Source organism: Kluyvera sp. NPDC087067 (assembly GCF_044745165.1).
Lineage (GTDB): Bacteria > Pseudomonadota > Gammaproteobacteria > Enterobacterales > Enterobacteriaceae > Kluyvera.
The window spans coordinates 1-22,730 of sequence record NZ_JBIUZS010000010.1 but is presented as its reverse complement, the minus strand read 5'-3'; the positions used below and the strand labels follow the sequence as shown (position 1 = coordinate 22,730).

Below are 22,730 nucleotides of genomic sequence, written 5' to 3'. Positions count from 1 at the left end.
AATGCGCAACGGTATAACCCCGCAGGACCTCAAGGCTTATGGTATCAATGACGCACAGGATATCGTCTACAACCCCGACTACGATACATTGTATCAAGAAGAGCTCGATCCTAACCTGGAAGGTTATGAACGTGGTGTATTGACGACCCTGGGTGCAATTTCTGTCGATACCGGCATCTTTACAGGCCGCTCTCCGAAAGACAAATACATCGTTCGCGATGAGACAACCCGTGACACCGTCTGGTGGTCTGATAAGGGTAACGGCAAAAATGACAACAAACCTCTGTCACCTGAAATCTGGCAACATCTGAAAGGTCTTGTCTCCCAACAGCTTTCCGGCAAACGCCTGTTCATCGTGGATGCCTACTGCGGCGCAAACGAAGACACGCGGCTGTCCGTGCGTTTTATCACTGAAGTGGCCTGGCAGGCGCACTTCGTCAAAAACATGTTTATCCGCCCGACCGACGAAGAGCTTGAGACTTTCAAGCCAGACTTTATCGTGATGAACGGCGCGAAATGTACTAATCCGCAGTGGAAAGAACAAGGTCTGAATTCGGAGAACTTTGTCGCGTTTAACCTGACAGAGCGTATCCAGCTGATTGGCGGTACCTGGTACGGCGGCGAGATGAAAAAAGGGATGTTCTCAATCATGAACTACCTGCTGCCGCTGAAAGGCATTGCCTCCATGCACTGCTCGGCGAACGTTGGCGAGAAAGGTGACGTGGCGGTGTTCTTTGGTTTGTCCGGCACCGGTAAAACAACGCTCTCCACCGATCCAAAGCGTCGTCTGATTGGCGATGACGAACACGGCTGGGACGATGACGGCGTGTTTAACTTTGAAGGCGGTTGCTACGCGAAAACCATTAAGCTTTCCGAAGCGGCAGAACCGGATATCTATCACGCCATCCGCCGCGATGCGCTGCTGGAAAACGTGGTAGTACGTGAAGATGGCACCATTGATTTCGACAATGGTTCCAAAACCGAAAACACTCGCGTCTCTTACCCGATTTACCACATCGACAATATCGTCAAGCCAGTGTCGAAAGCGGGTCATGCCACGAAAGTCATCTTCCTGACCGCCGATGCCTTCGGGGTGTTACCACCGGTTTCACGCCTCACCGCCGACCAGACGCAGTACCACTTCCTGTCCGGCTTCACCGCCAAACTGGCGGGCACCGAGCGTGGCGTAACCGAGCCAACCCCAACCTTCTCCGCCTGTTTTGGCGCAGCATTCCTGTCGCTGCACCCAACGCAGTACGCTGAAGTGTTGGTGAAACGCATGCAGGCCGCGGGCGCGCAAGCGTATCTGGTTAACACCGGCTGGAACGGCACGGGTAAACGTATCTCGATTAAAGACACACGCGCAATCATCGACGCCATCCTTGATGGTTCGCTGGATAATGCGGAAACGTTCACCCTGCCAATGTTTGACCTGCAGATCCCAACCTCGCTGCCGGGCGTTGATACCCATATCCTTGACCCACGCAGCACCTATGGTTCACCGGAGCAGTGGCAAGAGAAAGCTGAGAAACTGGCGCATCTGTTTATCGAAAACTTCGAGAAGTATACCGATACGCCAGCAGGCGCAGCGCTGGTCACCGCGGGTCCGAAGCTGTAATCAAGTAGGCCGGATAAGGCAATGCTGCCATCCGGCAATTTGCACCGGCTCGCCTGATGGCGCTTCGCTTATCAGGCCTACAGGTGTAGACCATCGCAGTGCCGACATAAAAAAACCGCCGGGTCTCCCCAGCGGTTTTTTTATTAGCTCTCTTTCGTCGGCCCATGCACACGACTTGGCGGCACCGGCAGCCAGGCTCGAATCAGCAATCCACCCCGTTCGCTGGTATCCAGCTCCAGCAGTCCGTTATGGTTGTCGATAATGCGCTGCACGATTGCCAGCCCCAATCCTGTACCACTGATGGTACGAGCGCTGTCGCCACGAACAAACGGCTGGAACAGATGCTTACGCTGCTCAGGCTTGATACCCGGGCCGTCATCTTCCACCTGGAACCAGGCACGATGGGCTTCACGACCGCTGCTGACTTTAATCCAGCCGTTACCGTATCGCGCCGCATTCACCACCATATTCGCCAGCGCACGCTTGATGGACAGCGGATGCACGCGCACCGGAATATCGTCCTCCAGCAGATCAGTCTGGATCTCACGTTCGTAGCCACTCTCCGCCGCAATCACTTCGCCGAGCACGGCGTTAAGGTCGATAAACTCAAGCGGCATCTCCTGACCGGTACGCAGGTAGTCAATGAACTGCTCGATAATGGCGTTGCACTCTTCAATATCTTTGTTTATTGATTCAGCAAGATAGCCATCTTGTTCGCTCATCATTTCGGTCGCCAGACGAATGCGCGTCAGCGGCGTACGTAAATCGTGGCTCACCCCGGCCATCAGCAACGTGCGATCGTCTGAGAGCTGCTTCACGCCTGCGGCCATATGGTTAAAGGCGCGGGTCACCGAACGCACCTCCGACGCCCCGTATTCACGTAGCGGCGGCGGAATAATCCCTTTGCCGACCTGTAGCGCGGCATGCTCAAGATCGACTAAGGGTCGGTTCTGAATGCGGATAAACAGCCATGCGCCGCCTATCGCCAGCAGCATAATTGCCAGGGTATAACGGAAGAGTGGAGAGAAGTCGCCCTGATGGATTTCGGTCAGCGGCACGCGCACCCAGATATTGGGTGACAGCCAGGTCTTTAACCAGACCACCGGGGAGCTTTTGTTCACTTCAACGCGAACTTCAGTCGGCCCACCGAGCTGCTGGGCCATCTGTTGACTTAAAAACTCATAGTGCTGCGCCCAACGAAGCCCCGCTTCCTCTGCGGCTTCATCAGAATACAGTGAGATACCGAGCTCACGATAAATCTCGCGGCGAAATGCCGGCGGCACGACAAGCTGCGTCCCGTCTTCCAGCTGCAGTTTATCGGTCATCAGCATACGCACTTCGTAAGCGAGAACCTTATTAAACTGCTGCAGGCTTGGCAAAATCGCAAAGTTCAGCACGACCAGATAGGTTGTCACAAGGCTGACAAACAGCAGAGTGACAATCAACAACAACGTGCGGGCAAACGAACTTCGTGGCGAGAAGCGCAGTCGCCTCATGCTTTAGAACCGTCCGGGACGAATACATAGCCCAGACCCCAGACGGTCTGAATATAGCGCGGGTGCGCCGGATCTTCTTCCACCATGCGACGCAGACGCGAGATCTGTACGTCGATAGAACGCTCCATCGCTGAGTATTCGCGGCCACGCGCCAGGTTCATCAGCTTGTCGCGAGACAGCGGCTCACGCGGATGGCTTACCAGCGCTTTCAGCACGGCAAATTCACCGCTGGTCAGCGGCATAGGCTCATCTTCACGGAACATTTCGCGGGTGCCGAGGTTGAGCTTAAACTTACCGAAGGCAATCACCGCTTCTTCCTGAGAAGGTGCGCCCGGCAGCTCGTTGGCCTGGCGACGCAGTACCGCACGGATTCGGGCCAGCAGTTCACGCGGGTTGAACGGTTTTGGAATGTAGTCGTCGGCGCCAATTTCCAGGCCAACGATACGGTCAACTTCTTCCCCTTTCGCCGTCACCATAATGATCGGCATCGGGTTACTTTGGCTACGCAGACGACGGCAAATAGACAGGCCATCTTCGCCAGGCAGCATTAAATCGAGCACCATCAGATGGAAAGATTCGCGCGTCAGCAATCTATCCATCTGTTCGGCGTTAGCGACACTTCGAACCTGGAAGCCCTGCTCGGTCAGGTAACGCTCCAGTAGCGCGCGAAGGCGCATGTCGTCATCCACAACCAGAATCTTATAATTCTCTTGCATTGTTTTTACTCCCAAAGGTTCGCAACAATTAATTAGTACGTATTCTCAAAAAAGCCTGAACGTACGACCAGCAAAATCTGGTATATATTCCAGGCTAAATTGTTACAAAGCATATTTAACAGCAAGTTAAGTATACAATGAATCTTAGTACACATTATTTATTCTGTCGGTATGCTGGCGTAATACGTATTGTGCGCATTGATTACTCGACAGCCAGGTAAGCACTAAAAGATGAAAACACCGTTGATCACCCGTGAAGGGTACGAAAAGCTCAAAAAAGAGATGGATTATCTTTGGCGCGAAGAACGCCCGGAAGTCACCAAAAAAGTGACCTGGGCCGCCAGTCTCGGCGATCGCAGTGAAAATGCGGACTATCAATATAATAAAAAACGCTTGAGAGAAATCGATCGCCGCGTGCGTTATTTAACCAAATGTCTGGAGAACCTGAGGATTGTTGATTATTCACCTCAGCAGGAAGGCAAAGTGTTTTTTGGCGCGTGGGTTGAAATTGAAAACGACGACGGTGAAACCAAGCGTTTTCGTATTGTCGGTTACGATGAAATTTTTGGCCGTAAAGATTATATCTCCATCGACTCGCCGATGGCCCGCGCGCTGCTGAAAAAAGAGGTGGGCGATCTCGCCTTAGTGAACACACCGGCGGGGGAAGCCAGCTGGTATGTGAACGAAATTGAATACGTGAAATGAGCCGGAACATTCCGAAGCCCCGGCTGACGACTGGCATTTTTGCCGGTCAATCCGTATAACTGTCCCCTGATTTTATGACCTAACAGTGAAACCAAGCCATGTTGAATGATTCGCTCTGCCGCATTATTGCGGGTGAACTTCAGGCCAGAGCAGAACAGGTGGAATCCGCCGTTCGCCTGCTTGATGAAGGGAACACCGTGCCGTTTATCGCACGTTATCGTAAGGAAGTCACAGGCGGTCTGGATGATACGCAACTGCGTAATCTGGAAACCCGACTGGGGTATTTGCGTGAGCTGGAAGATCGTCGTCAGACCATCCTGAAATCGATCGGTGAACAAGGCAAGCTGACCGAAGAGCTTGAAAAAGCGATCAACGGTACGCTGAACAAAACCGAGCTCGAAGATCTCTACCTGCCCTACAAACAAAAGCGCCGCACGCGCGGACAGATAGCCATTGAAGCCGGTCTGGAACCGCTGGCCGACCTGCTGTGGAACGACCCGTCCCACACGCCGGAAACGGAAGCTGAGAAGTTTATCGATGCCGATAAAGGCGTTGCCGACACCAAAGCCGCCCTCGATGGTGCGCGCTATATTCTGATGGAGCGTTTCGCTGAAGACGCGGCGCTGCTGGCAAAAGTACGTGACTACCTGTGGAAAAACGCCCATCTGGTCGCCACCGTGGTCAGCGGCAAAGAAGAGGAAGGCGCAAAATTCCGCGACTACTTCGACCATCACGAACCGATTTCTACCACCCCTTCTCACCGCGCGCTGGCGATGTTCCGCGGACGCAATGAAGGTGTGCTGCAGCTTTCTTTAAATGCTGACCCGCAGTTCGACGAGCCGCCAAAAGAGAGCTACTGCGAACAGATTATTATCGATCACCTCGGCCTGCGTCTGAACAACGCCCCGGCGGACAGCTGGCGTAAAGCGGTGATCAGCTGGACATGGCGTATCAAAATACTGATGCACCTTGAAACCGAGCTGATGGGCACCGTGCGCGAGCGCGCGGAAGACGAAGCGATTAACGTTTTCGCCCGCAATATGCACGACCTGCTGATGGCCGCCCCGGCTGGCCTGCGCGCCACGATGGGCCTCGACCCTGGCCTGCGCACCGGCGTCAAAGTGGCGGTGGTTGATGGCACCGGTAAACTGGTCGCCACCGATACCATTTATCCACATACCGGTCAGGCAGCGAAAGCCGCAATGGTCGTCGCCGCGCTGTGCGAAAAGCATAACGTGGAACTGGTGGCTATCGGTAACGGCACCGCTTCACGCGAAACCGAACGCTTCTACCTCGATGTCCAGCAGCAGTTCCCGAAAGTCACCGCTCAGAAGGTGATCGTCAGCGAAGCGGGCGCGTCCGTCTATTCTGCCTCTGAACTGGCTGCACAGGAGTTCCCTGACCTTGACGTTTCCCTGCGTGGCGCGGTGTCTATCGCCCGTCGTTTGCAGGATCCGCTGGCGGAGCTTGTGAAAATCGATCCGAAATCGATCGGCGTTGGCCAGTATCAGCACGACGTCAGCCAGACTCAACTGGCACGTAAGCTGGACGCGGTAGTGGAAGACTGTGTGAACGCCGTAGGCGTTGACCTCAATACCGCCTCCGTACCGCTGCTCACCCGCGTGGCGGGCTTAACCCGCATGATGGCGCAGAATATTGTCGCCTGGCGTGACGAGAACGGTCAGTTCCAGAACCGTCAGCAGTTGCTGAAGGTCAGCCGCCTAGGGCCGAAAGCCTTTGAGCAGTGCGCCGGCTTCTTGCGTATCAACCACGGCGATAACCCGCTGGATGCCTCAACCGTTCACCCGGAAGCGTATCCGGTGGTCGAACGCATTCTGGCCGCCACCCAGCAGGCGCTCAAAGATCTGATGGGTAACAGCGACGAACTGCGCGGCCTGAAAGCCTCCGAGTTTACCGACGAGCGTTTTGGTGTGCCCACCGTCACCGACATCATCAAAGAGCTGGAAAAACCAGGTCGCGATCCGCGTCCTGAGTTTAAAACCGCGAAGTTCGCCGATGGCGTGGAAACCATGAACGATCTGCTGCCGGGAATGGTACTGGAAGGTGCCGTGACCAACGTGACCAACTTTGGCGCGTTTGTTGATATCGGCGTGCATCAGGATGGTCTGGTACACATTTCATCGCTGGCGGATAAGTTCGTTGAAGATCCCCATACCGTGGTAAAAGCGGGCGATATCGTCAAAGTGAAAGTGCTGGAAGTTGATCTGCAACGTAAGCGCATCGCACTGACTATGCGTCTGGACGAGCAGCCGGGCGAAACCAATGCCCGTCGCAGCGCAGGCGGTAACGAACGCAGCCAGGGCAATAATCGTCCGGCCGCAAAAGCCGCTAAACCACGCGGTCGTGAAGCACAGCCTGCCGGTAATAGCGCGATGATGGATGCACTTGCCGCCGCGATGGGTAAAAAACGCTAACCCTTTTAGGCCCGATGAGCGTAGCGCCATCGGGCAATACGGATTGCCGGATGGCGGCTGCGCCTTATCCGGCCTACAACGACTAAATAGTATCAAGTAGCCCGGCCGAGCGTAGCGACGCCGGGAAACGCTCCAGAGCCTCCCCGGGGTCGGCGTTAAAACGCCTCGCCCGGGCTACCGCAATATATCTCATCCTACAATTCATTTTTTTATAGGCTTTTAATAATAAGCTCCATCGCGTTTTATTTTATTAACCAATGAAACCTTAATTAAACATTAAGCGAAGAAAATAATATTTAATTCATTTACAGCTACAATGGGTTGCTTGCGTCATATCAAAAAAAGTGCAAATTTCACTCGAAATCCTCACCGATCGCATAATATGTATTGATGATAAAAACCATTCTCATTATCATCACTTCCAGTAGGCTTTATCTCTATATTCGTTGACGACGCCCCGGTTGCCGCCTGGCAGCGCGCGGTGCTCCCCTCGTTCAGCTAGCGACACACAAGTAGGTTATATGCAATTTACACCTGATACTGCGTGGAAGATTGTCGGTTTCTCCCGCGAAATTAGCCCAGCTTATCGTCAGAAACTGCTGTCCCTGGGCATGCTGCCGGGATCGTCCTTTAATGTGGTTCGCGTTGCACCACTCGGCGACCCTATTCATATTGAAACCCGTCGCGTAAGCCTGGTATTGCGAAAGAAAGATCTCGCGCTTATTGAATTAGAAGCCGTCACGCAATAACCCTAGCCCGGTACTAAGAGTCTGAAATATGAAAAAAATAACCATTGGTTTAATTGGCAATCCTAATTCCGGCAAGACCACCCTATTTAATCAGTTAACCGGCGCGCGCCAGCGTGTGGGCAACTGGGCGGGGGTAACGGTTGAACGCAAAGAAGGGGCTTTTACAACGACTGACCATCAGGCCACGCTGGTGGACCTGCCAGGCACCTATTCGCTCACCACTATCTCCTCACAAACCTCGCTGGATGAACAAATCGCCTGCCATTACATTCTGAGCGGCGATGCCGACCTGTTGATAAACGTGGTCGACGCCTCCAACCTGGAACGAAATCTTTATCTGACATTACAACTGCTTGAGCTGGGGATCCCCTGCGTGGTTGCGCTAAACATGTTGGATATTGCCGAGAAGCAACAAATCCGCATCGACGTCGACGCCCTCTCCGCTCGTCTGGGTTGCCCGGTTATCCCGCTGGTCTCAACCCGTGGTCGCGGCCTGGAAGCGCTGAAAATAGCCATCGATCGCCATCAGGAAAATGTCTCGCTGGAGCTGGTGCACTATCCAAAGCCGCTGCTGCGTGAAGCCGATAATCTGGCCCGCGAGATGGCGCAAGATATCCCGGAACGTCAGCGCCAGTGGCTCGGATTGCAAATGCTGGAAGGCGATATTTATAGCCGCGCCTATGCAGGTGACGCCGCACACAAACTGGACATCTCACTCGCTAACCTGAGTGAGGAACTCGACGACCCGGCGCTGCATATCGCCGATGCGCGTTATCAGAGCATTGCCGCGATTTGTGACGCCGTGAGTAACACCCTCACCGCCGAACCTAGCCGTTTTACCGCCGCGCTGGACAAAATCGTCCTCAACCGCGTGCTGGGATTACCGATTTTCCTGTTCGTCATGTATCTGATGTTCTTACTGGCGATTAACATCGGCGGCGCGCTACAGCCTATCTTTGATGGTGGCTCGGTTGCCCTGTTTATCCATGGTATTCAGTGGATTGGCTACACCCTGCACTTCCCTGATTGGCTCACCGTATTCCTCGCCCAGGGGATTGGCGGCGGTATTAACACCGTGCTGCCACTCGTGCCGCAAATCGGCATGATGTATCTGTTCCTCTCCTTCCTGGAGGATTCCGGCTACATGGCACGTGCGGCGTTCGTTATGGACCGTTTGATGCAGTCGCTGGGTCTGCCGGGCAAATCTTTCGTTCCGCTGATTGTCGGCTTTGGCTGTAACGTCCCGTCGGTGATGGGCGCCCGTACCCTGGATGCTCCGCGTGAGCGTCTGATGACCATCATGATGGCGCCGTTTATGTCCTGCGGCGCGCGTCTGGCTATTTTCGCCGTCTTCGCCGCGGCTTTCTTCGGCCAGGGCGGCGCATTGGTCGTATTCTCGCTGTACGTGCTGGGTATCGCTATCGCTATCCTGACCGGCCTGATGCTCAAATACACCATTATGCGTGGCGAAGCCTCGCCGTTTGTTATGGAGCTGCCGGTATACCACGTGCCGCACGTAAAGAGCCTGATTATCCAGACCTGGCAACGCCTGAAAGGCTTCGTGCTGCGCGCGGGTAAAGTTATCGTTATCGTCAGTATTTTCCTGAGCGCGCTGAACAGCTTCTCGTTTAGCGGCAAGATTGTTGACAACATTAACGACTCCGCGCTGGCTTCCGTCAGCCGGGCGATTACGCCGGTCTTTAAACCTATCGGCGTCCATGACGATAACTGGCAGGCCACCGTGGGGCTGTTTACCGGGGCGATGGCGAAAGAGGTGGTTGTCGGTACGCTCAATACCCTCTACACCGCCGAAAACATCCAGAATGAAGCGTTTAACCCACAGGAATTCAATCTCGGTGAAGAACTGTTAGAAGCGGCAGATGAAACCTGGCAGGGGCTGAAAGACACCTTTAGCCTGAGCGTACTGGCGAACCCAATCGAAGCCAGCAAAGGCGATGGCGTGATGGAAACCGGGGCCATGGGCGTGATGAGCAGTAAGTTTGGCAGCGCTGCCGCGGCATACAGCTACCTGATTTTCGTGCTGCTGTATGTACCGTGCATTTCGGTGATGGGGGCGATTGCCCGCGAGTCGAGCCGTGGCTGGATGACATTCTCCATTCTCTGGGGTCTGAATATCGCCTATTCGCTCTCAACGCTGTACTACCAGACAGTGAGCTTTAGTCAGCATCCACGTTACAGCCTGGTCTGTATTCTGGCGGTGATTCTGTTCAACGTGGTACTGCTGGGCCTGTTACGTCGCGCCCGCAGCCGCGTGGAAGTTTCCCTGCTGACGGCGCGTAAAACGCCGACTTCATGCTGTGCCAGCCCGTCTGGCGATTGCCACTAGGAGGCAAAATGGCGTCATTGATCGAAGTACGCGATATGTTGGCACTGCAAGGACGCATGGAGGCTTCACAGCTCAGCGCGCAACTGCATACGCCGCAGGCGCTGGTCGACGCCATGTTAAGCCGCCTGGAAGCGATGGGAAAAGTGGTCAAAATTGACGAAGAACCGGATGGTTGCCTGACTGGCAGTTGTAAAAGTTGCCCGGAAGGAAAAGCCTGTTTGCGTCAGTGGTGGGCATTACGTTAAGCGATCTCCCCGGCATAACGCCGGGGAGAAAATGTTCGACACTATTTGTAAACGTCTGCGTTGCCGTGAACGGTTTTCTCGTTTTTCTCACCGGCGATGATGACGTAGTACTTCCCGCCCAGCTCATCTGCCTTTTTCGATAAATCCGCTTTCGCATCGCTTGGTGACGTGGTTTTCGACGTCGTGATATCGCCGATTTTCGTCAGATTCATCTTGGCAACGTCTTCTTTGGTAATTTCCTGCGCTGCGAATACACCAAACGACAGGGAGCCAATCACCAGAGATGTAACAATACCTGTAACAAGTTTCATAGCTTCTACTCTCCATAAGTGTTGTTTTTATGATTGCGGCGTCCAGGTGAGTTAATCACCTATCGCAACCACTTAAGTATTGCCAGGAAACCCTGTTTTGCCATGATCCATTAAAATTAATTATTTAACCGTTGCTTCAATGTCATCAAGGCAGCGCAAAAATCCTGTGGATGCGAGATGAACGGCGCATGGGCAGCCTTCTCAAATACTACCGACTCGCTGGCCGGCCATAATGCATCCAGCATGGGCACAATTTTACGCGGCACCAGACCATCAAGACGCCCATAAAGCCGCAGGAAAGGCGCAGACAACGTAGTCAACGGCTGACGCAGGTCAGCGGTTTTCAAAATCTCCAGCCCGCCGTTAAGCACTTCTGTGGAAGGCATTGGCAGCGACAGTACCGTTTTTTTCAGCGCGCGCGCATCCTGACGAGCGCTTTCGGTACCCATAGTTTGCAGCGCCAGGAAACGTTCGACGGTGCGCTGGAAATCGTCGCTCAATTGCTGCTGAAAACCGCTCAGCACTTCCGGTTTGATGCCCGGCCAGTCTGCATCGGCGCTAAAACACGGTGACGATGCCACGGTGACGAGTGCCATCACGCGCTCAGGATGGCGTAACGCCATCTGACTGGCCACCAGCCCGCCCAGACTCCAGCCCAGCCAGATAGCTTTCGGTGGCGCGTGAGCCAGAAGCTGCTCCGCCATCTCCTCAAGTGAAAGTGCACCGAACCCCACGCTGCGGCCATAGCCCGGCAGGTCGACCAGATGCACGGTAAAGTGCGCGCTAAGTTCCGGCGTTATGCAATCCCAGACCTCGGCATTCAGCCCCCATCCGTGCAGCAGCACAAGATGACAATTCCCTTCGCCAATGGTCTGCCACCAAATGTCTTTCATCCGCTATTGTTCTCTTTTTTCACATCAAGGAGAGATAATGCTAACAGTGCACGGCTTGTGCTGGCTATGTAAAATGCCGCTGGCGATACCCGCATGGGGGATTTGTTCGCGCTGTTCGACAACGCTATTTAGCAAGATGTGCGTTTGCCCACGGTGCGGATTGCCCTCGGCAAGCGCTCGTTCTCCTTGCGGACGCTGCCTGCAAAAGCCGCCGCCATGGCAGCGGCTGGTGGCCATTAATGATTATCTGCCACCGCTTAGCCAACTGATTCATCACTTCAAATTTAGCGGTAAAGCCGAGCTGGCTCCTGCGCTGTCGCGCCTGCTGTTACTGGCCGTTCGCCAACACGCAGGGCTGCCTGCGCCCGAGCGGCTGATTAGCGTGCCACTATGGCAACGACGCCACTGGCGACGGGGCTATAACCAAAGCGAATTGCTTTGCCAGGCGCTGGCAAAATGGTTGCCGACGGCGTATCAGCCCGAGGCGATCACGCGTGTGCGCCCCACCGCCGCCCAGCATCAGTTGAGCGCCAGGCTTCGTAAACACAACCTGAAAAATGCCTTCCGGCTTGAATTGCCGGTGGAGGGTCGCCATATGGTTATTGTGGATGATGTGGTCACGACAGGCAGCACCGTGGCCGAAATTTGCCGCCTGCTTTTGCGAAATGGCGCGGCGAGCGTTCAGGTATGGTGTCTGTGTCGCACCTTGTAGACCCCCTGCGATGGGCGTATTATAACCAACTAAAGTAGTCAACTATTAGGTCAAAGCTATGATCCGTATTTCCGATACTGCGCAAGCGCACTTTGCCAAACTTCTGCTTAATCAGGAAGAAGGGACTCAGATCCGTGTATTCGTGATTAACCCAGGTACGCCTAATGCAGAATGCGGCGTTTCTTATTGCCCGCCGGATGCGGTGGAAGCAAGCGATACCGAACTGAAATTTGAACAACTCACCGCCTATGTCGATGAGCTGAGCGCTCCGTATCTGGAAGATGCGGAAATTGATTTCGTCACCGACCAGTTAGGTTCTCAGCTGACGCTGAAGGCACCAAACGCCAAAATGCGCAAAGTAAACGACGATGCGCCGCTGATGGAACGCGTTGAGTACATGCTGCAATCGCAGGTAAACCCACAGTTGGCCGGTCACGGTGGCCGCGTGTCGCTGATGGAAATCACCGACGATGGCTATGCCATTCTGCAATTTGGCGGCGGCTGTAACGGTTGCTCGATGATTGATGTCACCCTGAAAGACGGTATTGAGAAGCAACTGCTGGCTGAGTTCCCGGAACTGAAAGGCGTGCGCGATCTCACCGAACACCAGCGCGGCGAGCACTCTTACTACTAAGTTAGCGCCGCGCTCGTCCCGGCGGCGCTACGCTTGGACGGGCTACATGTGATCGTAGCCCGGGCGAGGCATTTATGCCGACCCCGGGGTTGCCTTATGTAGCCCGGCCGAACGCAGTGACGCCGGGGCAGCTCAGCCCCCCCATTTCCCATGTTACCGCGCAACATTCCTCACTTTTATCTTTCCGCAAACCTGCAAAACTCCAGCCAATAGTTTGACTAACGTCGCATAATTAACATTTGTACACACGGGGATATTCTCAAGACCGGCATGTTACCCGTATCATCCCGCCATACGCCATCGTGTTAAATAATAGCCAGCGACGCTTTGTCCAGGCGATACAACATGACGATGGTGCGAAGCAATTAATACTAATTCCCTCTGTAGGGACAATTGGACATTGTCGCAACAACAGTGACGTTACCCATAACAAATTAAAGGCTGGAAAAATTATGCCATTAATCATCGTAGCAATCGGGGTTATCCTCTTATTACTGTTGATGATCCGTTTCAAAATGAACGGCTTCATCGCACTGGTTCTGGTGGCACTCGCCGTTGGATTAATGCAGGGCATGCCGCTGGACAAAGTGATCGTCTCCATTAAAAACGGCGTCGGCGGTACCCTCGGCAGTCTGGCGCTGATTATGGGCTTCGGCGCCATGCTCGGCAAAATGCTCGCCGACTGCGGTGGCGCACAACGCATTGCCACCACGCTCATCGAAAAATTTGGTCGCAAGCATATCCAGTGGGCCGTCGTTCTGACCGGTTTCACCGTCGGCTTTGCGCTGTTTTATGAAGTGGGCTTCGTCTTGTTGCTGCCGCTGGTCTTTACCATCGCTGCAAACGCACGTATTCCGCTGCTGTACGTTGGTGTGCCAATGGCCGCTGCGCTCTCCGTGACCCACGGCTTCCTGCCGCCGCACCCGGGCCCAACTGCGATTGCCACCATCTTCCACGCGGATATGGGTAAAACCCTGCTGTACGGAACGCTGCTGGCTATCCCTACGGTCATTCTGGCAGGCCCGGTGTATGCGCGCTGCCTGAAAGGGATCGACAAACCAATTCCTGAAGGTCTGCACAACCCGAAAACCTTCACCGATGCTGAAATGCCGTCCTTCGGCGTGAGCGTCTGGACTTCTCTGGTTCCGGTTATTCTGATGGCGCTGCGCGCCGTGGCTGAAATGGTGCTGCCAAAAGGTCACGCCCTGCTGCCTGCCGCTGAATTCTTCGGCGACCCGGTAATGGCGACACTGATTGCGGTACTGATTGCTATCTTCACCTTCGGTCTGAACCGTGGCCGTTCAATGGATGACATCAACGATACGCTGATCTCCTCCATTAAAATCATCGCCATGATGCTGCTGATTATCGGTGGTGGCGGTGCGTTCAAACAGGTTCTGGTTGATAGCGGCGTCGACAAATACATCGCCTCTATCATGCACGAATCCAACGTGTCTCCGCTGTTTATGGCCTGGTCTATCGCCGCCGTTCTGCGTATTGCGCTAGGTTCAGCGACCGTTGCGGCAATCACCGCAGGCGGCATCGCGGCACCGCTGATTGCCACCACTGGTGTGAGCCCTGAACTGATGGTTATCGCGGTCGGTTCCGGCTCCGTTATCTTCTCCCACGTGAACGATCCAGGCTTCTGGCTGTTCAAAGAGTACTTTAACCTGACCATCGGTGAGACCATCAAGTCGTGGTCGATGCTGGAAACCATTATTTCGGTATGTGGTCTGGTGGGTTGTTTACTGCTGGGGATGGTGGTTTAACGCCACCGATTCTGAATAGCATAATGCCGGGCTTGTCCCGGCATTATGATTGATGACAAACCTTTTTTGCGATTGTGTTCGCCGTTTTGCCGGGTGGCGGCTTCGCCTTACCCGGCCTACAAAAACAATCAATACGTTATACGTATCCCGGCGCTGTGACGCCGGGGTATGAATTACTTCTTCTTGCTTGCCGCTTTACGGCGCTTATCCAAATCTTTAATCAACTTATTGACGCCATCATCGGCAAACATCGCCTCCAGTGAGGAGGTGAGCTTACGCCGCCAGTTAGGATACGAAACGCTGGTGCCTGGAATATTCACCGGCGCGGCCATCTGCAACCAATCCTCCGGCTGTAAACCTAATAGCGCGCTGTTGCTGTCGGCGATATAACGCTGCATACCTCGGCTCAACGTCCCCGTCATCGACATTAATGACGCCTTGTGACCCGCGCGTTTTGGCAGCGTGCCATATTTATGTAAAGCGTCCAGCAACCCTTGCTTAGCCAGTTCACGGTCTTTAAACAAACCGGTCAGCACATCGGGATCGGGATACAGACCCAGCGCCTCTCCCAATATCAGATCACCGCTTTCCCAGTAGCCGCGCAGCGTCGGCAGGTCATGCGTGGTCGCCACGGCCATCGACTGTTCCGGGTACGCTTTCGGCGCACGGAAGTTTTTCTCCTGGTCGCTCTCAAAATAGAGCACCTTGTATGAGTAGACGCCGCTTTTACGCAGCTTGCTGACGATCTCAACCGGCACCGTGCCCAGATCTTCGCCTATCACCATGCAATTGTTGCGCTTGCTTTCCAGCGCCAGAATCGACAGCAGATCGTCGACCGGGTACTGCACATAAGCGCCGTGGTCAGCCGTTTCACCGTAAGGGATCCACCACAAACGCAGTACCGACATCACATGATCGATACGCAGCGCGCCGCAGTTTTTCATGTTGGCGCGCAGCAGATCAATAAACGGTTCATAGGCCCGCGCGGTGATGATATGCGGATCCATCGGCGGCAGTCCCCAGTTTTGCCCCAACGGCCCGAGAATATCCGGCGGCGCACCGACGGAAGCTTTCAGACAGTAAAGCTCACGGTCGCACCAGGTTTCCGAGCCGCCTTCCGCCACGCCCACCGCCAGGTCACGATAGAGGCCAATCGGCATCTCATCGCGCTGACAGATTGCCCAACATTCGGCAAACTGGGTGTACGCCAGCCATTGTAGCCACAGGTAGAAATCGACTTCGTCAGCATGCTTTTGACAAAATGCGTGCACTTCCGGGCTTTCAATCGTCTGATACGCCTCCGGCCATGCCGGCCAGCCCCAACGCATCGGATCTTCTTTCACGTGATGGGCGTGCAGCGCGTCATACGCCGCCTGCCAGTAGAGACTCTCGCCTTCTTTGTCGACAAAGTAGCGGAAAGTCGTCATCAGCTCATCGGTGCGTTTGGCAAAGCGCTTCCATGCCAGCCGCAGCGCGGTCATTTTCAGCTCTGTAACCGCCGTGTAATCCACCTGCGCCACTTCGCGCGCGGCGCTGAGTTTCTCCTGCGTTGCCGGCAGCTTCCACCACGCCTGCGCCTCTTCACTTTTCGCAAAATCTTCAACCGCGTTGACGTCGATATAGATAACGTTCATCCAACGACGCGACGACGGGCTGTAAGGGCTAGCGCTTTCCGGGTTCGCCGGATAGAGCGCGTGAATCGGGTTGAGGCCGATAAACGCGCCGCCGCGCTTAGCAACTTCAGGCAGCATCGCCTTCAGGTCACCGAAATCACCGATGCCCCAGTTATTGTCTGAGCGCAGGGTATAAAGCTGCACGCAAGCTCCCCACAGCTTTTTCGCCTCTTTCAGCGGCTGCGGTTCATAGCAACGTTCGGGGGCGATAATCACCCGACAGTGCCAACGCTCATCATTCTGCGTCAGCGTTAATGAGTGATACCCTTCCGGCAGGCGAGTTGGCAGGTTGAGGTTTTTCCCGCCCGCCACGCGTCCTTGATGCTGCTTGCCCTCTTCGGTGGTGAGGATCCAGCTAAACTCGCCTTTTCCCGCCACCGGCAGCGCCATTTTCTTACCGTAAGTCCAGACCATCACGTTAGGTACCGGCATCGCCGCTACAGAGGTGTCGGCACCGTGATGCATAGCGTCAAGCAAACGCCGTTTGGTGTCGGCACCGATAGACTGCGGCTTACCGTGGGCATTGATATAGTTCGGGCTAATCCCTGCCGCTAGCGCGGCATTATCGAGGCGTTTGCTCTCCATGGCCTGTCCTTAGCGTTTTGCCTGCCAGATACGTTTCTGATAATCGCGGATAGAGCGATCGGAGCTGAACATGCCGCAGCGCGCGGTGTTCAGGATAGCGGCACGCGTCCAGGCTTCCTGATCGCGGTACAGCACATCAACCTGCTTCTGCGCTTCCACATAGGCCGCAAAGTCAGCCAGCACCAGATACGGGTCGCCGCCTTGTTTGCCGATGCTGTGCAGCATCTGGTCGAATGCATGTTTGTCGCCGTCGCTAAACTTCCCGCTTTCCAGCGCTTTCAATACCGCATCCAGCTGTTTATCCGCTTTACGCCATTTCAGCGGATCGTAGCCTTTTGCCTTCAGCTCCTTCACCTGCTCTACAGTATGACCGAAGATGAAGATATTCTCGTCGCCCACCTGCTCGGCGATTTCGACGTTCGCGCCGTCCAGCGTCCCGACGGTGAGCGCGCCGTTTAGCGCCAGCTTCATATTACCGGTGCCGGAGGCCTCTTTACCCGCGGTAGAAATCTGCTCAGACACATCGGCGGCCGGGATCAACATTTCCGCTGCCGATACGCAGTAATCCGGCAGGAAGACCACTTTCAGCTTATCGCCAATCGCAGGATCGTTATTGATAATCTCAGCCACTTTATTGATAGCAAAGATAATGTTCTTCGCCAGGTAGTAGCCCGGTGCCGCTTTCGCGCCAAACAGGAACACGCGCGGTACGCGGTCAGCCTGCGGGTTCTGAAGAATTTCCTGATACAGCGCCACAATGTGCAGCAGGTTCAGGTGCTGACGTTTGTATTCGTGCAAACGCTTGATCTGGATATCAAAAATAGCGTCGGTGGTGATTTCAATACCGGTACGCGCCTTGATAAAGCTGACCAGACGTTGTTTGTTCGCCAGCTTAATATCGCGGTATTTCTGCCGGAATTTGGCGTCGTCAGCGTATTTTTCCAGATGGATCAACTGGTCCAGATCGTTCGCCCACTCTTTCTTGAGCGTTTTATCCAGCAGCGCGGCAAGCAGAGGATTGCACTGTTTGATCCAGCGGCGCGGCGTAATGCCGTTGGTGACGTTGTGGAATTTGTTCGGCCAAAGCTGATGATATTCCGGGAACAAGTCTTTCACGACCAAATCCGAGTGCAGCGCGGCCACGCCGTTGACGGCAAAACCGCTGACGACGCACATGTTCGCCATACGCACCTGCTTGCTGTGTACTACAGCCAGCTTCGCCCAAACCGCTTCATCACCCGGCCAGGTTTTATCGACCAGTTTCTTAAAGCGATCGTTAATTTCTTTAATGATCTGCATGTGGCGCGGCAGCAGCGCTTTGACCAGCTTCTCATCCCAGCACTCCAGCGCCTCTGGCATCAGAGTGTGGTTGGTGTAGGCGAAGGTTTTGCTAGTAATAGCCCAGGCATCGTCCCAGCTCATCTGGTGCTCGTCAATCAGCACGCGCAGCAGTTCTGGGATGGCAATAGTTGGGTGAGTATCGTTTAGCTGAATGACTTCAAAGTCAGCCAGCTCATGCAGCTTACGGCCTGCCAGATGGTGACGACGCAGAATATCCGCCACCGAGCACGCACACTGGAAGTATTGCTGCATCAGGCGCAGTTTTTTACCTGCCGTATGGTTGTCGTTCGGATAGAGCACTTTTGTCAGTTTTTCGGCGTCGATGCCCTGCTGTTCCGCACGCAGGAAATCGCCGTCGTTGAATTTGGTCAGATTGAACGGATGCGCATGGGTGGCCTGCCACAGACGCAGCGGCTGTGCGACGCCGTTGCGGTAGCCGAGCACCGGCAGATCCCAGGCTTCACCGATAATGGTAAAGGCCGGTTGCCATTCCCCTTTCACGACTTTGCCGCCGATGCCAACCTGCACATCCAGCGCCGCGTTATGGCGGAACCACGGATAGCTGCCGCGCTTCCAGTCGTCCGGTGCTTCCATCTGGTGACCGTCGTCAAAGGACTGACGGAACAGGCCGTACTGGTAGTTCAGACCATAACCGGTAGCAGACTGGCCGACGGTCGCCATTGAGTCCAGGAAGCACGCCGCCAGTCGGCCCAGACCGCCGTTACCCAGCGCCGGGTCAGTCTCTTCTTCCAGCAGGTCGGTCAGGTTGATGTTGTAGCCTTTCAGCGCTTCGCTAACCCCTTCATACCAGCCGAGGTTGAGCAGATTGTTGCCGGTCAGACGGCCAATCAAAAACTCCATCGAGATGTAGTTCACATGGCGCTGGCCTTTTTCCGGCTTCGCCACCGGCTGCGCAGAAAGCTGTTCCGCCAGCGCGCCGCTCACAGCCTGCCACCACTGGTGAGACGTCATTTCGGATGCGGCTTGCAGGCCAAATCGCTGCCACTGACGCGTCAGGGCAGCCTGGAATGAATCGTGATTGAAAGTAGGCTGTGACATAGCGAATTAGAATCCTTTTTACATAAACATTAGCGCTAGTGTGCCGGGGCGCTTACGCGACTTCCTCATCCTGTCCCGGATTAGCCGGGGAGGAGTCGCAGGGATGAGCGAAAAGTGTGATCAACGCCACTATAACTTAGCTCATCAGCGGTAGAAGTGGTTGTTTTTTAATCCTCACAACCGCCCCAGTCTTCCCATTCAGTGTCGGAGATTGCGCTAAAAAAATCTTCGCAGTCGCTCATGAAATGAAATGGTGTTTTGCGATATATATGTAAATAAGGAAACTATTGCGAGGCTAAAATAAGCAACAAATTAATACGCATTGTTTCTGCGGAAATTATCTTAGATACAGTAAGTTCTTAGTCACTCTATTCACAATAGTCGAAAAAAATTGATTTCACCTATCATGACAAGCAGTTACGGAAACCTGAATTTCCGCGTACTGAGAGACTTTCTACGATGTTGGTAGTAAATATTTAGAATTGTGACATATAGCAAATTCGCAAGCATCCAAACAGGACATAACTTGCAATACATAGCCATTTGACCGACCTTTGTATGCATTAATTACGAAGCGCGAAAAAATCCCTTTTCCCAATCCTCACAGTGAAGTGATTAGCTATGTTGATTCCGTCAAAATTAAGTCGACCAGTCCGTCTCGAGCACACCGTTGTTCGTGAGAGACTATTGGCGAAACTTTCCGGCGCGAACAATTATCGTCTGGCGCTGATAACCAGTCCGGCTGGATATGGAAAAACAACGCTCGTTTCGCAATGGGCGGCAGGGATGAAAGATCTTGGTTGGTACTCGCTTGATGAGGGCGATAACCAGCAAGAGCGTTTTGCCAGCTATCTGATAGCCGCTATCCAGCAGGCCACCGGCGGACATTGTGAGGCCAGCGAAAATATGGTGCAAAAGCGCCAGTACGCGAGCCTGAGTTCGCTTTTCTCGCAGCTTTTCATCGAACTTAGCGAATGGCAGCGCCCGCTGTATTTAGTCATTGATGATTACCATCTGATAACCAATCCCGTTATTCACGATGCGATGCGCTTTTTCCTGCGCCATCAGCCGGAGAATCTGACACTGGTTGTGCTGTCGCGCAATCTGCCGCAACTGGGCATCGCTAATCTTCGCGTACGCGATCAGCTTCTTGAGGTGGGCAGCCAACAGCTCTCCTTTACCCATGCGGAAACCAAACAATTTTTTGACTGCCGCTTAGCGTCGCCGATTGAAGCGGCGGAAAGCAGCCGTCTGTGCGACGACGTTGCGGGCTGGGCCACGGCGTTGCAGTTAATTGCCTTATCTGCACGTCAGCGTAATAACGCTACGCAGCACTCTGCGCGTCGTCTGGCGGGCATTAATGCCAGCCACCTGTCCGATTATCTGGTGGATGAAGTCCTCGATAACGTTGACCAGGACACCCGCAATTTCTTGCTGAAAAGCTCCCTGCTGCGCTCCATGAACGACTCACTTATCGCTCGCGTCACCGGCGAAGAGAATGGTCAGATGCGGCTTGAAGAGATTGAGCGCCAGGGTCTATTTATTCAGCGCATGGACAACTCCGGCGAGTGGTTTAACTACCACCCACTGTTTTGCAGCTTCCTGCGCCAGCGCTGCCAGTGGGAACTGGCGGCTGAACTGCCGAATATCCATCGCGCAGCCGCCGAAAGCTGGATGGCGCAAGGCTTCCCAAGCGAAGCTATTCATCACGCGCTGGCCGCGGGCGATCCGAAAATGCTGCGTGATATCTTGTTAAATCACGCGTGGGGACTGTTCCACCACAGCGAGCTGGCGCTGCTCGAAGAGTCGCTCTCGGCCCTGCCGTGGGAAAGCCTGCTGGAAAACCCACGTCTGGTCTTGTTGCAGGCGTGGTTGATGCAAAGCCAACACCGTTACAGCGAAGTGAATACGCTGCTGGCTCGCGCCGAACAAGAGATGACCTCAGAAATGGACGCCTCGTTGCACGGTGATTTCAATGCCCTGCGTGCGCAGGTTGCTATCAACGATGGCGATCAGGAAGAAGCTGAACGGCTGTCCAACGTGGCGCTTGAAGAGCTGCCGCTGGCGAATTTCTACAGCCGTATCGTTGCCACGTCGGTGCATGGCGAAGTACTGCACTGTAAAGGATTGCTGGGCCAGTCTATCGCCGTGATGCAGCAGACAGAACAGATGGCGCGTCGCCATGATATCTGGCACTACGCGCTGTGGAGCCTCATCCAGCAAAGCGAGATTCTGTTTGCCCAGGGCTTCTTGCAGGCCGCCTGGGAATGCCAGGAAAAAGGCTTCCAACTGATCCACGAGCAGCATCTTGAACAGCTGCCTATGCACGAATTTTTACTGCGTATTCGTTCACAGTTGCTGTGGGCCTGGGCGCGTCTGGACGAAGCCGAAACCGCGGCGCGTACCGGTATTGAGGTTTTGCGCACCTTCCAGCCGCAGCAGCAGCTGCAATGTTTAAGTTTGCTGGTACAGTGTTCGTTAGCGCGCGGCGATTTAGATAACGCGCGGAATCACTTGAATCGTCTGGAGAATTTACTCGGCAACGGCGCTTATCATAGCGATTGGGTGTCCAACGCGGATAAGGTTCGGGTGATTTACTGGCAGATGGTCGGCGACAAAAAATCGGCCGCCAACTGGCTGCGTCATACGCCGAAACCCGAATTTGCCAACAACCATTTCCTGCAAGGCCAGTGGCGTAATATTGCCCGGGTGCAGATTTTACTCGGTGAGTTTGACTCCGCTGAGATGGTGCTTGAGGAGCTAAACGAAAACGCTCGCTCTTTGCGCCTGATGAGCGATCTCAACCGCAACCTTCTGTTGTTAAACCAGCTTTATTGGCAGTCAGGCAACAAAAATCAGGCCCAGCGCGTGTTGCTGGAAGCCCTGCAGTTGGCTAATCGAACCGGTTTTATCAGCCACTTTGTCATTGAAGGTGAGGCCATGGCGCAGCAGTTGCGCCAGTTGATTCAGTTAAATACGCTGCCGGAACTTGAACAACACCGCGCCCAGCGCATTTTGCGTGAGATTAACCAGCATCACCGCCATAAATTTGCCCATTTCGACGAGAGCTTTGTCGAGCGTCTGCTTAATCACCCGGAAGTTCCTGAACTCATCCGCACCAGTCCGCTCACTCAGCGCGAATGGCAGGTGTTGGGGCTTATCTACTCGGGCTACAGCAACGAGCAGATTGCCGGAGAGCTGGACGTGGCGGCAACCACCATCAAAACCCACATCCGTAATCTGTATCAGAAGCTCGGCGTGGCGCATCGTCAGGATGCGGTGCAGCATGCGCAAAATCTGCTGAAGATGATGGGCTACGGCGTTTAATCTCCGCCTGATGGCGCTTCGCTTATCAGGCCTTGTATTATCCTTCCTGTGCAGAGAGGACCGGCCAGTTCTCCCTGCCAGCAGTCCGCATGCCGTATCAGGCCTTAGGTTCATA

At 54.4% G+C, this 22,730-nt stretch carries 16 protein-coding genes; 10 read left to right on the top strand and 6 right to left on the bottom strand.

Annotated features, from left to right (window positions below; all coding sequences use genetic code 11):
- Position 1 precedes the first annotated feature (1 nt).
- On the top strand, positions 2 to 1,618 hold the full coding sequence (gene pckA / locus ACIPDS_RS19855) for a phosphoenolpyruvate carboxykinase (ATP) (RefSeq protein WP_400739552.1): 1,617 nt from the start codon (positions 2 to 4) through the stop codon (positions 1,616 to 1,618).
- A gap of 143 nt (positions 1,619 to 1,761) precedes the next feature.
- Here pckA and envZ read toward each other — a convergent pair whose 3' ends face one another.
- Together envZ and ompR are read right to left on the bottom strand one after the other, a co-directional pair.
- Positions 1,762 to 3,114: a two-component system sensor histidine kinase EnvZ gene (gene envZ, locus ACIPDS_RS19850; protein ID WP_400739549.1), complete on the bottom strand. Its 1,353-nt coding sequence runs from the start codon at positions 3,112 to 3,114 to the stop codon at positions 1,762 to 1,764.
- The gene (gene ompR / locus ACIPDS_RS19845; RefSeq protein WP_001157751.1) at positions 3,111 to 3,830 is read right to left on the bottom strand and encodes a two-component system response regulator OmpR; all 720 of its coding nucleotides are present in this window, start codon (positions 3,828 to 3,830) and stop codon (positions 3,111 to 3,113) included. The genes envZ and ompR overlap by 4 nt, the downstream gene beginning before the upstream one ends.
- A 231-nt stretch (positions 3,831 to 4,061) precedes the next feature.
- Between ompR and greB the strand changes: the two genes are divergently transcribed.
- The 5 genes from greB to feoC all read left to right on the top strand — a co-directional run bounded on the left by greB (position 4,062) and on the right by feoC (position 10,311).
- Positions 4,062 to 4,535: a transcription elongation factor GreB gene (greB, locus tag ACIPDS_RS19840; protein WP_166515445.1), complete on the top strand. Its 474-nt coding sequence runs from the start codon at positions 4,062 to 4,064 to the stop codon at positions 4,533 to 4,535.
- A gap of 98 nt (positions 4,536 to 4,633) precedes the next feature.
- Positions 4,634 to 6,970 (top strand): Tex family protein, encoded by a 2,337-nt coding sequence (locus ACIPDS_RS19835; RefSeq protein WP_400739516.1) that lies wholly within the window; start codon positions 4,634 to 4,636, stop codon positions 6,968 to 6,970.
- Positions 6,971 to 7,491: 521 nt separating this feature from the next.
- Complete coding sequence (gene feoA, locus ACIPDS_RS19830) at positions 7,492 to 7,719, top strand: ferrous iron transporter A (RefSeq protein WP_166515443.1); 228 nt, start codon at positions 7,492 to 7,494, stop codon at positions 7,717 to 7,719.
- A gap of 28 nt (positions 7,720 to 7,747) precedes the next feature.
- Positions 7,748 to 10,066, top strand: a complete 2,319-nt coding sequence (gene feoB, locus ACIPDS_RS19825) for a Fe(2+) transporter permease subunit FeoB (RefSeq protein WP_400739513.1) — start codon at positions 7,748 to 7,750, stop codon at positions 10,064 to 10,066.
- Between the two features lie 8 nt (positions 10,067 to 10,074).
- The gene (gene feoC, locus ACIPDS_RS19820) at positions 10,075 to 10,311 is read left to right on the top strand and encodes a [Fe-S]-dependent transcriptional repressor FeoC (RefSeq protein ID WP_166515441.1); all 237 of its coding nucleotides are present in this window, start codon (positions 10,075 to 10,077) and stop codon (positions 10,309 to 10,311) included.
- Between the two features lie 41 nt (positions 10,312 to 10,352).
- On the opposite strand, the gene ACIPDS_RS19815 is transcribed toward feoC, so the two are convergent.
- Both ACIPDS_RS19815 and bioH read right to left on the bottom strand, forming a co-directional pair.
- On the bottom strand, positions 10,353 to 10,622 hold the full coding sequence (locus tag ACIPDS_RS19815) for a YdgH/BhsA/McbA-like domain containing protein (RefSeq protein ID WP_166515440.1): 270 nt from the start codon (positions 10,620 to 10,622) through the stop codon (positions 10,353 to 10,355).
- 116 nt (positions 10,623 to 10,738) lie between these two features.
- Positions 10,739 to 11,515, bottom strand: a complete 777-nt coding sequence (gene bioH / locus ACIPDS_RS19810; protein WP_400739508.1) for a pimeloyl-ACP methyl ester esterase BioH — start codon at positions 11,513 to 11,515, stop codon at positions 10,739 to 10,741.
- 37 nt (positions 11,516 to 11,552) lie between these two features.
- Here bioH and gntX point away from each other — a divergent pair, with 37 nt between their 5' ends.
- From gntX to gntT, 3 genes are all read left to right on the top strand, one after another.
- Positions 11,553 to 12,227 carry a DNA utilization protein GntX gene (gene gntX, locus ACIPDS_RS19805; protein WP_400739505.1) on the top strand — a complete coding sequence of 225 codons (675 nt, stop codon included), beginning with the start codon at positions 11,553 to 11,555 and terminating at the stop codon, positions 12,225 to 12,227.
- A 58-nt stretch (positions 12,228 to 12,285) separates the two neighbouring features.
- Positions 12,286 to 12,861 carry a Fe-S biogenesis protein NfuA gene (gene nfuA, locus ACIPDS_RS19800; RefSeq protein ID WP_166515437.1) on the top strand — a complete coding sequence of 192 codons (576 nt, stop codon included), beginning with the start codon at positions 12,286 to 12,288 and terminating at the stop codon, positions 12,859 to 12,861.
- Between the two features lie 452 nt (positions 12,862 to 13,313).
- Complete coding sequence (gntT, locus tag ACIPDS_RS19795; RefSeq protein WP_062775637.1) at positions 13,314 to 14,630, top strand: gluconate transporter; 1,317 nt, start codon at positions 13,314 to 13,316, stop codon at positions 14,628 to 14,630.
- 173 nt (positions 14,631 to 14,803) lie between these two features.
- Here the strand turns inward: gntT and malQ are convergent, their stop codons facing one another.
- Together malQ and malP are read right to left on the bottom strand one after the other, a co-directional pair.
- Entirely contained in the window at positions 14,804 to 16,888 is a 2,085-nt protein-coding gene (malQ, locus tag ACIPDS_RS19790; RefSeq protein WP_166515436.1) for a 4-alpha-glucanotransferase, read from the bottom strand.
- A gap of 9 nt (positions 16,889 to 16,897) precedes the next feature.
- The gene (gene malP / locus ACIPDS_RS19785; RefSeq protein WP_400739499.1) at positions 16,898 to 19,288 is read right to left on the bottom strand and encodes a maltodextrin phosphorylase; all 2,391 of its coding nucleotides are present in this window, start codon (positions 19,286 to 19,288) and stop codon (positions 16,898 to 16,900) included.
- A 621-nt stretch (positions 19,289 to 19,909) separates the two neighbouring features.
- Here malP and malT point away from each other — a divergent pair.
- Positions 19,910 to 22,615 carry an HTH-type transcriptional regulator MalT gene (gene malT, locus ACIPDS_RS19780; protein ID WP_166515434.1) on the top strand — a complete coding sequence of 902 codons (2,706 nt, stop codon included), beginning with the start codon at positions 19,910 to 19,912 and terminating at the stop codon, positions 22,613 to 22,615.
- Positions 22,616 to 22,730: the final 115 nt, after the last annotated feature.

Coding starts and splice junctions, on each gene's coding strand:
- bioH (WP_400739508.1), bottom strand. CDS start 11,515: ATGAAAGACATTTGGTGGCAGACCATTGGCGAAGGGAATTGTCATCTT.
- gntT (WP_062775637.1), top strand. CDS start 13,314: ATGCCATTAATCATCGTAGCAATCGGGGTTATCCTCTTATTACTGTTG.
- malP (WP_400739499.1), bottom strand. CDS start 19,288: ATGTCACAGCCTACTTTCAATCACGATTCATTCCAGGCTGCCCTGACG.
- ACIPDS_RS19815 (WP_166515440.1), bottom strand. CDS start 10,622: ATGAAACTTGTTACAGGTATTGTTACATCTCTGGTGATTGGCTCCCTG.
- malT (WP_166515434.1), top strand. CDS start 19,910: ATGTTGATTCCGTCAAAATTAAGTCGACCAGTCCGTCTCGAGCACACC.
- gntX (WP_400739505.1), top strand. CDS start 11,553: ATGCTAACAGTGCACGGCTTGTGCTGGCTATGTAAAATGCCGCTGGCG.
- envZ (WP_400739549.1), bottom strand. CDS start 3,114: ATGAGGCGACTGCGCTTCTCGCCACGAAGTTCGTTTGCCCGCACGTTG.
- feoA (WP_166515443.1), top strand. CDS start 7,492: ATGCAATTTACACCTGATACTGCGTGGAAGATTGTCGGTTTCTCCCGC.
- ACIPDS_RS19835 (WP_400739516.1), top strand. CDS start 4,634: ATGTTGAATGATTCGCTCTGCCGCATTATTGCGGGTGAACTTCAGGCC.
- feoB (WP_400739513.1), top strand. CDS start 7,748: ATGAAAAAAATAACCATTGGTTTAATTGGCAATCCTAATTCCGGCAAG.
- feoC (WP_166515441.1), top strand. CDS start 10,075: ATGGCGTCATTGATCGAAGTACGCGATATGTTGGCACTGCAAGGACGC.
- malQ (WP_166515436.1), bottom strand. CDS start 16,888: ATGGAGAGCAAACGCCTCGATAATGCCGCGCTAGCGGCAGGGATTAGC.
- greB (WP_166515445.1), top strand. CDS start 4,062: ATGAAAACACCGTTGATCACCCGTGAAGGGTACGAAAAGCTCAAAAAA.
- pckA (WP_400739552.1), top strand. CDS start 2: ATGCGCAACGGTATAACCCCGCAGGACCTCAAGGCTTATGGTATCAAT.
- nfuA (WP_166515437.1), top strand. CDS start 12,286: ATGATCCGTATTTCCGATACTGCGCAAGCGCACTTTGCCAAACTTCTG.
- ompR (WP_001157751.1), bottom strand. CDS start 3,830: ATGCAAGAGAATTATAAGATTCTGGTTGTGGATGACGACATGCGCCTT.